The sequence below is a fragment of the Azospirillum sp. genome (assembly GCF_035627195.1).
GTDB lineage: Bacteria > Pseudomonadota > Alphaproteobacteria > Azospirillales > Azospirillaceae > Azospirillum.
The window spans coordinates 1-9641 of the sequence record NZ_DASPMG010000360.1 but is presented as its reverse complement, the minus strand read 5'-3'; the positions used below and the strand labels follow the sequence as shown (position 1 = coordinate 9641).

11 protein-coding genes are annotated in these 9641 nt (G+C 72.1%); 5 read left to right on the top strand and 6 right to left on the bottom strand.

Translation table 11 applies throughout. The features are described from left to right. Window positions 1-139: 139 nt before the first annotated feature. From VED21_RS32020 to VED21_RS31995, 6 genes are all read right to left on the bottom strand, one after another. A complete protein-coding gene (locus VED21_RS32020) occupies window positions 140-937 on the bottom strand; it encodes a FadR/GntR family transcriptional regulator (RefSeq protein ID WP_324889791.1) in 798 nt (265 codons plus the stop codon). A gap of 310 nt (window positions 938-1247) precedes the next feature. Continuing rightward, entirely contained in the window at window positions 1248-1952 is a 705-nt protein-coding gene (locus tag VED21_RS32015) for an ABC transporter ATP-binding protein (RefSeq protein ID WP_324889789.1), read from the bottom strand. Then, window positions 1933-2697 (bottom strand): ABC transporter ATP-binding protein, encoded by a 765-nt coding sequence (locus tag VED21_RS32010; RefSeq protein WP_324889787.1) that lies wholly within the window; start codon window positions 2695-2697, stop codon window positions 1933-1935. Before VED21_RS32010 ends, VED21_RS32015 begins: the two co-directional genes overlap by 20 nt. Then, window positions 2694-3656: a branched-chain amino acid ABC transporter permease gene (locus VED21_RS32005; RefSeq protein ID WP_324889785.1), complete on the bottom strand. Its 963-nt coding sequence runs from the start codon at window positions 3654-3656 to the stop codon at window positions 2694-2696. Before VED21_RS32005 ends, VED21_RS32010 begins: the two co-directional genes overlap by 4 nt. Then, complete coding sequence (locus VED21_RS32000) at window positions 3653-4522, bottom strand: branched-chain amino acid ABC transporter permease (RefSeq protein ID WP_324889783.1); 870 nt, start codon at window positions 4520-4522, stop codon at window positions 3653-3655. Before VED21_RS32000 ends, VED21_RS32005 begins: the two co-directional genes overlap by 4 nt. A 10-nt stretch (window positions 4523-4532) precedes the next feature. Continuing rightward, window positions 4533-5714, bottom strand: a complete 1182-nt coding sequence (locus VED21_RS31995; RefSeq protein WP_324889781.1) for an ABC transporter substrate-binding protein — start codon at window positions 5712-5714, stop codon at window positions 4533-4535. 163 nt (window positions 5715-5877) lie between these two features. Here VED21_RS31995 and pcaD point away from each other — a divergent pair, with 163 nt between their 5' ends. The 5 genes from pcaD to pcaB all read left to right on the top strand — a co-directional run. Next, window positions 5878-6699 (top strand): 3-oxoadipate enol-lactonase, encoded by an 822-nt coding sequence (gene pcaD / locus VED21_RS31990; RefSeq protein WP_324889779.1) that lies wholly within the window; start codon window positions 5878-5880, stop codon window positions 6697-6699. After that, a complete protein-coding gene (gene pcaC, locus VED21_RS31985) occupies window positions 6689-7078 on the top strand; it encodes a 4-carboxymuconolactone decarboxylase (protein ID WP_324889777.1) in 390 nt (129 codons plus the stop codon). Before pcaD ends, pcaC begins: the two co-directional genes overlap by 11 nt. Then, entirely contained in the window at window positions 7078-7782 is a 705-nt protein-coding gene (gene pcaH, locus VED21_RS31980; RefSeq protein WP_324889775.1) for a protocatechuate 3,4-dioxygenase subunit beta, read from the top strand. The genes pcaC and pcaH overlap by 1 nt, the downstream gene beginning before the upstream one ends. Window position 7783: 1 nt before the next feature. After that, the gene (gene pcaG, locus VED21_RS31975) at window positions 7784-8359 is read left to right on the top strand and encodes a protocatechuate 3,4-dioxygenase subunit alpha (protein WP_324889773.1); all 576 of its coding nucleotides are present in this window, start codon (window positions 7784-7786) and stop codon (window positions 8357-8359) included. 119 nt (window positions 8360-8478) lie between these two features. Further along, on the top strand, window positions 8479-9641 hold a 1163-nt coding region (gene pcaB / locus VED21_RS31970), incomplete at its 3' end, for a 3-carboxy-cis,cis-muconate cycloisomerase (protein ID WP_324889771.1).

The window sequence follows — 9641 nt, the reverse complement described above, 5'->3', positions numbered from 1 at the left end:
GCACCGTGGGCCGGTTCAGGCGCAGCCACGCGACGGCGCCGTCGCGCGTCAGCAGGACCGGTGCGGTCTCCTGGTTCGACAAGTCATCCTCCCCTGTTCTTTCCCGGCTCTTCGGCCTTTGTCTTCTCGTCGTGCGCGGTCAGCTCGGCGGCGGGTGCGCGCTGATGTGGTCGTGGTACAGGCGCTCGACCGGCTGGCCGAGGTCCTTGGCGAGGCGCTCGAACCCCCGGCGGTAGTCGGCGACGTGGCGGCGCATCCACAAGCCCGCCTCATGCGCGTCGCCGGCCTTGATCGCCTCGTAGACGCGGGTGTGCGCCTCCACCATGCGGTCGGCGGCGGTGTCCACCTCCTCCCCCAGCATCTGGGAGGTCGGCTGGAACAGCAGGCCCAGCGGTTCGCGCGACAGCTGGAGCACGCGGTTGCCCGACGCCTTGCCGATCAGGGCGTGGAATTCCGTGTCCAGTTCGGAGAGCAGCTTGGGGTTGCCCAGCGCCTTGCGCGACTGCGCGATGTTCTCGCCCAGCGCCGCCACCACGTCGGGCGTGGCGTGGGTGCAGGCGAGTTCGGCCGACAGCGGTTCCAGCGCGTTGGTTACTTCCCACAGCTCGCGGAAGGTCACCTGGTGCAGGACGAGCGCGCGGCTGATTCGGCTGGCGAGCTTGGTGTAGCGGGGTAGGCTGGCGATTAGCCGGCGGCTGCTGTCGCGGCGGATCAGGCCGGACTGCTCCAGCAGGCGGATGCCCTCCCGCACCGTGGACCGGTTGACGCCGAACTGGCGGACGAGGTCGGCCTCCGTGCCGACCGGGTCGCCCGGCGCCAGCCGGCCGGACACGATCTCACGCTCGATCGCCTCCGCCACCCGCTGGTAGGCGGGGACGTGGTCGATGCGCTCGAACAGCCCGGAGGCTGGTTCTCCCTGACCCGGCAAGGATTCCATTGCCGACGGCCCTCCCTGTTGGCCGCATTTTTGTTTTTGGTGTTGGTTTCTGGTGTCCGTTTGGCGGACTGTTGGTTTGTCCGACAAAGGTAGGCGGCCAAGGTCCGGCTTGTCAAGTTGTTCGTTGTGCGAACGAATGGTTGGGGTGCTTCGAGCCCCTCTCCCCTCGCGGGAGAGGGGTTGGGGAGAGGGGGGAGGCTCGGAGAGCCGAAAAGAGATTCTTTCTCCGCCCTGCCGGGCGTAAATCCCCCTCTCCCCAAACCCCTCCCCCGCAAGGGGGGAGGGGCTTTTCAAGTGATTGCCCCAGTCGTTAGCCGATCAACGCCACACCCAGGTGGCGTTCCAGCAGGGCGTGGTCGGCGCGGGCGGCGGCGGCCTTGCCCAGGTGCACGGCGCGGCCGCGGTCGAGGATCAGCACGTCCTCGCAGAACTCGAGCGCGCGGTCGATCTGCTGTTCGACCAGCACCACGGTCATGTCGATGGCCGACAGTGCCTGCATCAGCTGGTCGCAGACCACCGGGGCCAGCCCCTCCAGCGGTTCGTCCAGCAGCAGCACGGACGGGCGGCCGAGCAGGGCGCGGGCGACGGAGAGCATCTGCTGCTCGCCCCCCGACAGGGTGGCGGCGTTGTTGCGGCGGCGCTCCTTCAGGCGGGGGAACAGGGCGTAGGCCTCCTCCAGCGCCGCGCGCGGGCGGCCCTTCAGGCCGGTGACGAGGTTCTCCTCGACGCTCAGGGAGCGGAAGACGTCGCGCGTCTGCGGCACGTAGCCGAGGCCGGCCAGCGCGCGGCGGGAGGAGGGAAGGGCGGTCAGGTCCACGCCGTCCAGCGCGATCCGGCCGGCGTGGCGGGTGGTCTGGCCGACCAGCGTCGCCATCAGCGTGGTCTTGCCGACGCCGTTGCGGCCGAGGATGGCGAGCCGGCCGCCGGGGGGCACGGTGACGCTCAGGTCCTCCACCACGCGGGTGGCGCCGTAGCCGGCGGTGAGGGCGGCGATCTCAAGGAGCCCGGTGCGCATGCTCGCGGCTCCCCAGGTAGACTTCGCGCACGCGCGGGTCGGCGGCGATCTCGCGCGCCGTGCCGCTGCACAGCAGGCGGCCCTGCGCCAGCACGACGATGCGCCGGGCGAAGCGGAAGACGAGGTCCATGTCGTGCTCGATCATCAGCACCGCGAGGTCGGCCGGCAGGCGGTCGAGCGCGTCGAGGATGCGGCGGCTCTCCGCGTGCGGCACGCCGGCCGCGGGTTCGTCGAGGACCAGCACCTTGGGCTTCAGCGCCAGCGCCAAAGCGATCTCCAGCAGGCGCTGCTGGCCGTAGGCCAGCGTGGCGACGGTGGTGCCGGCGACGGGGGCGAGGCCCAGCGTGCCCAGCAGGGCGGCCACCTCGTCGGCGAGGCCGGGGATGCGGCGGAGGGAGGCGAAGAGGCTGGCGGTGCGCCCCTCCCGCTCCAGCACGGCCAGTTCCAGGTGCTCGCGCACGGTCATGCCGCGGAACAGGCGGGCGACCTGGAAGGTGCGCACAAGGCCCAGGCGCACGCGGCGCTGGGCGGAGAGGCGGGTGACGTCCTGGCCGTCCAGTTCGATCCGGCCCTGGTCGGGCGGGATGACGCCGGTGACGAGGTTGACGAAGGTGGTCTTGCCGGCCCCGTTCGGGCCGATCAGCGCGCAGCGGTCGCCGGGGTGCAGGTCGAGGTCGATCTCGGAGGCCGCGGCGACGCCGCCGAAGCTCTTGGACAGGCCGCGGACGGACAGGCGCGGGGTCATGCGCGGACCCCCGCGCGGCGCAGCCGGATGCCGGCGCGCTCCACCACGGCAGCGATGCCGCCGGGGGCGAAGAGGACGACGCCCATCAGGAACAGGCCGATGAACAGCATCCAGTGGAACGGGTCGGTGGCGGCCAGGATGTGGTGGATGACCATGAAGGCCACCGTACCGATGATGGCGCCGCAGAGCCGCCCCGCACCACCCAGCACCAGCATCACCAGCGCCTCCGCCGACCAGGAGAAGCCGAGGCTGTCCAGCCCGACGATGCCGGTGGACACCGCCGTCAGCGCGCCGGCCACCCCGGCGAAGACGCCGGAGATGGTGTACATGGCGACCAGATACCGGCGCGGCGAGCCGCCGAGTGCGGCGACGCGCAGCGGATCCTCCCGCACGCCGCGGCAGGCGAGGCCGAAGGGGGAGCGGACGATGCGCTGCGCCACCAGGAGGCCCGCCACCAGAACGGCCAGCGCGAACAGGTAGGAGGTGCGGCCGTACAGGTCGAAGCGGAAGAGGCCCAGCACCGGATCGGGTGCGATGCCGGACAGGCCGTCGCTGCCGCCGGTGATCCAGCGCGCCTTGTTGGCGACCTCGTGCGCCATCTGCGTGACGGCGATGGTCAGCATCAGCAGCGCCAGCCCGTGCGCGCGCAGGATCAGGGCACCGGTGGCCAGCGCGATCAGCCCGCCCGCCACGCCGCCGATGAGCAGAAGCACCATGGGCTCGGCCACCAGATGGACGGCGGCGATGCCGGCGGCGTAGGCGCCGGTGCCGAACAGCGCCGCCTGCCCCAGCGTCGCCACCCCGCAGTAGCCGAGCACGAGGTCCAGCGACAGCACGTACAGCGCCGTCGCGGCGATGCGGGTGAGCAGGCCCAGATCCTCCGGAAACAGCCAGAAGGCGGCCAGCCCGGCGGCGGCGAGCGTGGCGGCGCCGGCCGTGTCGCGCAGCTGCGGGCTCACGCCGTCCTCCGCCGGAAGAAGCCGTTGGGCCAGCGGAACAGGATGAGGATCATGGCGGCGTAGAAGAAGAACTCCCCGAAGTCCGGGATCAGGTACTTGCCGGCGGTGTCGATGATGCCCAGCGCCAGCGCCGCCCCGGCGGAGCCGAAGACGCTGCCCGCCCCGCCCACGGCGACGACCGCCAGGAACAGCACGATGTAGCGGATGGCGTAGTATGGCTCCAGCGGCAGCAGTTCCGCCCCCAGGATGCCGCCGAGTGCGGCGAGGCCGACGCCCAGCGCGAAGGTGGCGGCGTAGAGCCGTTCGGTGCGGATGCCGAGCGCCGCGGCCATGGCCGGGTCGTCCACCGCGGCGCGCAGCTTGACGCCGAAGTCCGTGCGCTCCAGCAGCCACCACAGGCCGGCGATGGCGGCGACGCCCACGGCGATGACGAAGGCGCGGTGGGTCGGGATGGCCTTGGGCCCCAAATCCACCACGCCCTCCAGGTAGCCGGGCAGTGGAATGCGCTTCAGCGTCGGGCCGAACAGGTAGTTGATGCCGGCCACCACCACGAAGGTGAGGCCGATGGTCAGCAGCACCTGCGCCAGTTCGTTGGCGGAGCCGTAGATGCGGCGGTAGAGCAGGCGTTCCAGCGGCAGCGCCAGCGCCACGGTGAGCAGGATGGCCCCGGCCGCCGCCGCCTCGAACGGCAGGCCCAGGCGCTGGGCGGCGAAAGAGGCGAGGTAGCCGCCCACCATGGCGAAGGCGCCGTGCGCCAGGTTCACCACCCGCATCAGGCCCAGCGTCACCGACAGGCCGACCGAGATGATGAACAGGATCATGCCGTAGGCGACGCCGTCGATGGCGATGCCGAGGACCGTCTGCATGGGAGGCGCGTCACTTCCCCAGCTTGTAGCCGTAGTCCGGCTGGGCGGCGAAGGTCTCCTTCTCCGTGTTCTGCAGCTGTCCGTCCACCCGCTCCGTCACCCGCAGGTAGACGTTCTGGACGACGGTGCGCGAGTCCGGGTCGAGCTTCAGCGGACCGCGCGGGCTTTCCCAGCTCAGTCCCTTCACCGCCTCCACGGCCTTGGCGCCGTCGGGCTTGCCGCCCGTCGCCTCGACCATCTTGTAGATCAGGTGCGTGCCGTCGTAGGCGCCGACCGAGGTGAAGGTGACGGTGTCGGCGTTGCCGAACTTCTCCTTGTGCTTGGCGACGAAGGCGCGGTTCAGGTCGGACTCGTGGGCGCGGCTGTAGTGGAAGGCGGTGGTGATGCCGACCGCCGCGTCGCCCAGGGCCGGCAGGTCCGGTTCCTGCGTGATGTCGCCGGGGCCGAAGAACTTGATCTTGTCCTTCAGCCCGTTGTCGGCGAAGGCCTTGGCGAAGGCCAGCGTGGTGGGGCCGGCGGGGAGGAAGGCGTAGATGGCCTCGGCGCCCGAATCACGGATGCGCTGCATGAAGGGGGCGAAGTCGGTGGATTTGAGGGGCATGCGGATGGAGTCCACCACCTGCCCGCCGGCCTTCTCGAACGTCGCCTTGAACGCCGCCTCGCCATCGAGGCCCGGCCCGTAGTCGCTGACCGCCGTCACCACCTTGCGCACGCCGGTCTTGTACACGTGCTGGGCCAGCGGAACGGTGGCCTGCCAGAGGGTGAAGGAGGTGCGCACGTACAGCGGCGACTTCTCCGTGATGGCGGAGGTGGCGGCGTTGAAGATGACGCAGGGGACCTTCGCCTCGTCCATCAATGGCGCCACCGCCAGCGCGTCGGGCGTGAAGAAGAAGCCGGCGAGGTACTGCACCTTCTCCTTGACGATCAGTTCCTGCGCCAGCGCCTTGGACTGCGCCGGGTTGGCCTGGTCTAGGTCCTTGTAGACGAACTCGATCCTGTTGCCGCCGGCGCTGTCGCCGTGCATGGCCTGATAGACCTCGACCGCCTGCTTGAAGGTCTGGCCGGCGGTGGCGAACGGGCCGGAGAAAGGGCCGATGACCCCGACCTTCACGGTCGCGGCCCAGGCTGGAGCCGCCGCCATTGCCGCCGCGGCCGCGGCGCCGAGCAGGAGTGCGCGCAGTTTTCCCGTCATTGTCCCCTCCCTGGTGGCCTGGGCATGCGGGGGCGAGGCCGCCACCCGGATTCCGGCGATTTTGACGATTATCTTGCACGGATATCGGCCGGTCCGCCACTTGACAATCGCTCGCATCACAGATCATCGTGCGTACAAACAATAATGTGGATGCGGAGAGCGCATGCCCTTCGTTCGCGCGGCGGACCTGACGGTCCATTACGATCTGAGCGGGCCGGCCGGGGCGCCCGTCGTGCTGTTCGCCAACTCGCTGGGCACCAACTTCCACGTCTGGGACCCGCAGGCGGCGCATCTGGCGGGGCGCTACCGGGCGCTGCGCTACGACATGCGCGGGCACGGCCTCACCGACCTGACGCCGGTGGGGGACGGCTACCTGATCGGGCAGCTGGCGGCGGACGCGCTGGCGCTGCTGGACGCGCTGGGGATCGGGCGCGTGCACGTCTGCGGCCTGTCCATCGGCGGCATGGTGGCGCAACTGCTGGGCTCGGTCGCGGCGGAGCGGGTGGCCTCGCTGGTGCTGTGCGACACCGCCAGCCGCATCGGCCCGCCGCAGATCTGGGACGACCGGGTGGCGGCCATCCGCCACGACGGCCTCGCCTCCCTGCGCGACGGCGTCATGGCGCGGTGGTTTACGGAAGCGACGCGGGCGCAGCGCCCGAACCTCGTGCGCGGGGCGGCCAACATGCTGACCCGCACCCCGGCGGAGGGGTACGTCGGCTGCTCCCTGGCGATCCGCGACGCCGACCTGCGGGAGGATGCGGCGCGCATCCGCTGCCCCACGCTGGTGCTGGTCGGCGACCAGGACCTCGCCACCCCGCCCGCGGCGGCGCGGGAACTGGCGGCCTCCATCCCCGGCGCCCGGCTGGCGGTGATCGAGGGCGCGGGGCACATCCCGACGCTGGAACAGCCGGACGCGGTGAACGCGCACCTCGCCGCCTTCCTGGCGGAGGTGACGGCACAGGAAGGGACCGGACATGGCGGATGACGCCTTGGAACAGGGACGCGCGGTGCGCACCGCCGTCCTGGGGCAGAAGCACGTGGAGCGCGCGCGCCAGCGCGCCACGGGGTTCGACGCGGAGTGGCAGGACTTCCTGACGCGGCAGGCGTGGGCGGCGGTGTGGACGCGCCCCGGCCTGGACCACCGCACGCGCAGCATGCTGACCATCGCCATGCTGGCGTCCCTGGGACACGAGGAGGAGCTGAAGCTGCACATCCGCGCCACCAGGAACACCGGCGTGACGCGCGAGGAGGTGAAGGAGATCCTGCTGCACCTCTCCGTCTACGCCGGAGTGCCGGCGGCCAACACGGCGTTCCGCGTGGCCCGCGCGGCGTTCGAGGAGATGGACCGGGAGGAGGACGGCTGATGACCCGGCCGCAGCCCTACGCCCGCCCGCAGCCCGGCGCCAACCCGCCGCACCGTTTCCCGGCCTACGGCAGCACGGTGAAGCGCGCGCCGCGCCGGGCGCCGGTGCGCATCGAGCAGACGCTGTCGGAGGTGACGGGACCGCGCTTCGACACGGATTGGGCCGGGCCGGAGCGCGTGGACCTGACCCGGCAGCACGCGGGTGCGCCGATCGGCGAGCGCATCATCGTCGCCGGGCGCGTGCTGGACGAAACCGGGCGCCCGGTGCCGCGCACGCTGGTGGAGGTGTGGCAGTGCAACGCCGCCGGCCGCTACGCCCACCCCGGCGACCAGCACGACGCGCCGCTGGACCCCAACTTCACCGGCTGGGGGCAGGCGCTGACGAACGAGGCGGGCGAGTACCGCTTCCTCACCATCCGGCCCGGCGCCTACCCCTGGCGGAACGAGCCCAACGCGTGGCGGCCGGCGCACATCCATTTCTCGCTGTTCGGGCCGGCTTTCGCCACGCGGCTGGTCACGCAGATGTACTTCCCCGGCGATCCGCTGCTGCCGCTCGACCCCATCTTCATGAGCACGCCGGACGCGGCCGCCCGCGAGCGGCTGGTGGCCCGCTACGACCACGGCCTGAGCGAGGCGGAATGGGCGCTGGGCTACCGCTTCGACATCGTGCTGCGCGGCCGGGACGCCACGCCGATGGAGGCGTGAGATGACGGCCGGCACCACGCCGTCGCAGACCGTCGGCCCCTTCTTCCACGAGGCGCTGGACCGCCCGGCCTGGGGCGACCTGACGGCCGGCGGCGCGCGGGGGGAGGTGATCCGCATCGAGGGCCGCGTGCTGGACGGCGACGGCGTGCCGGTGACCGACGCGCTGCTGGAGATCTGGCAGGCCGACACAGGCGGGCGCTACGCCCATCCGGAGGACACGCGGGAGGGGGCGCCGGACCCGAACTTCCCCGGTTTCGGGCGCGCCGCCACGGACGGGACGGGGACGTACCGCTTCACCACGGTCCGCCCCGGCCCGGTGCCGGGCAACGGCAACGCGATGCAGGCGCCGCACATCCTGGTGTCGGTCTTCGCCCGCGGGCTGCTCGACCGGCTGGTGACGCGGATCTACTTCGCCGACGACCCGGCCAACGACACCGACCCCGTGTTGAACGCCATCGCCGACCCGGCCGCGCGCCGCACGCTGCTGGCCGCGCGGGAGGATGCGGGCGGGGTGGTGACCTACCGCTTCGACATCGTCCTGCAAGGCGACGGCGAGACGGCGTTTTTTGAGTTCTGAAGACGGGTGTTCGTAGATTGGGTTGAGCGCCAGGGAAGTCCAACGTGTGCGCGGCGCCAGGGACGTTGGGTTTTCGCCTGCGGCTCAACCCAACCTACGAAGGTGCGAGGCGGAATGGCATGACCGACGTGCTGCATGGCGACCCGCTGCTCGATCCGCTGTTCGCGACGGCCGACGCGGTGCGCGCGTTCGCGCCGCGGGCACGATTGCAGGGGATGCTGGATTTCGAGGCGGCGCTGGCGCGCGCGGAGGCCGCCGTGGGCGTCATCCCGGCGGATGCCGTGCCGGCCATCGCGGCGGCGTGCGACGCGGCGCTGTACGACCTTGCGGCGCTGGGGGCGGAGGCGGCGTCAGCCGGCAACACGGCCATCCCGATGGTCCGGCACCTGACGCGCCGGGTGCAGGCGGCGGACGCCGGGGCGGCGCGCTACGTCCACTGGGGCGCCACCAGCCAGGACGCCACGGACAGCGGGCTGATGCTGCAGCTGCGCGCCTTCGCCGACGCGCTGGAGGAGGATCTGGCGCGGCTGGCGGACGGGCTGGCGGCCCTGGCGCGGGCGCACCGGGCGACGCCGATGGTGGCGCGCACCTGGATGCAGCACGCGCTGCCGACCACCTTCGGGCTGAAGGCCGCCGGCTGGCTCGATGCGCTGAACCGCGACCGGGACCGCGTCGCGGCGGCGCGCGCGCAGTTCGCGCTGCAGTTCGGCGGGGCGGCCGGGACGCTGGCCTCCCTGGGCGACACGGCGCTGCCGGTGGCCGAGGCGCTGGCGCGGGAGCTGGATCTGCCGCTGCCGACGGTGCCCTGGCACGCGGCGCGCGACCGGGTGGCGGGGTTCGGCGCGGCGCTGGGCCTGCTGGCCGGCACGCTGGGCCGCATCGGGCGCGACCTGTCGCTGATGATGCAGGCGGAGGTGGGCGAGGCGTTCGAGCCGGCGGCACCGGGACGCGGCGGCTCCTCCACCATGCCGCACAAGCGCAACCCGGTGGCGTGCGCGGTGATGCTGGCGGCGTCGGTGCGGGCACCGGGGCTGGTGGCCGGGCTGCTGTCGGGCATGGTGCAGGAGCACGAGCGGGGGCTGGGCGGCTGGCACGCCGAATGGCAGGCGCTGCCGGAACTGGGGCGGATCGTTGCGGGGGCGGCGCATCACGCGGCCGACGCCGTCGAAAGGCTGGAGGTCGATGCGGGTCGGATGCGCCGCAACCTGGACCTCACCGACGGGCTGATCATGGCGGAGGCGGTGAGCATGGCGCTGGCCCGTCGGCTGGGCCGCATGGACGC

Coding starts and splice junctions, on each gene's coding strand:
- VED21_RS32020 (WP_324889791.1), bottom strand. CDS start 937: ATGGAATCCTTGCCGGGTCAGGGAGAACCAGCCTCCGGGCTGTTCGAG.
- VED21_RS32015 (WP_324889789.1), bottom strand. CDS start 1,952: ATGCGCACCGGGCTCCTTGAGATCGCCGCCCTCACCGCCGGCTACGGC.
- VED21_RS32010 (WP_324889787.1), bottom strand. CDS start 2,697: ATGACCCCGCGCCTGTCCGTCCGCGGCCTGTCCAAGAGCTTCGGCGGC.
- VED21_RS32000 (WP_324889783.1), bottom strand. CDS start 4,522: ATGCAGACGGTCCTCGGCATCGCCATCGACGGCGTCGCCTACGGCATG.
- VED21_RS31995 (WP_324889781.1), bottom strand. CDS start 5,714: ATGACGGGAAAACTGCGCGCACTCCTGCTCGGCGCCGCGGCCGCGGCG.
- pcaD (WP_324889779.1), top strand. CDS start 5,878: ATGCCCTTCGTTCGCGCGGCGGACCTGACGGTCCATTACGATCTGAGC.
- pcaC (WP_324889777.1), top strand. CDS start 6,689: ATGGCGGATGACGCCTTGGAACAGGGACGCGCGGTGCGCACCGCCGTC.
- pcaH (WP_324889775.1), top strand. CDS start 7,078: ATGACCCGGCCGCAGCCCTACGCCCGCCCGCAGCCCGGCGCCAACCCG.
- pcaG (WP_324889773.1), top strand. CDS start 7,784: ATGACGGCCGGCACCACGCCGTCGCAGACCGTCGGCCCCTTCTTCCAC.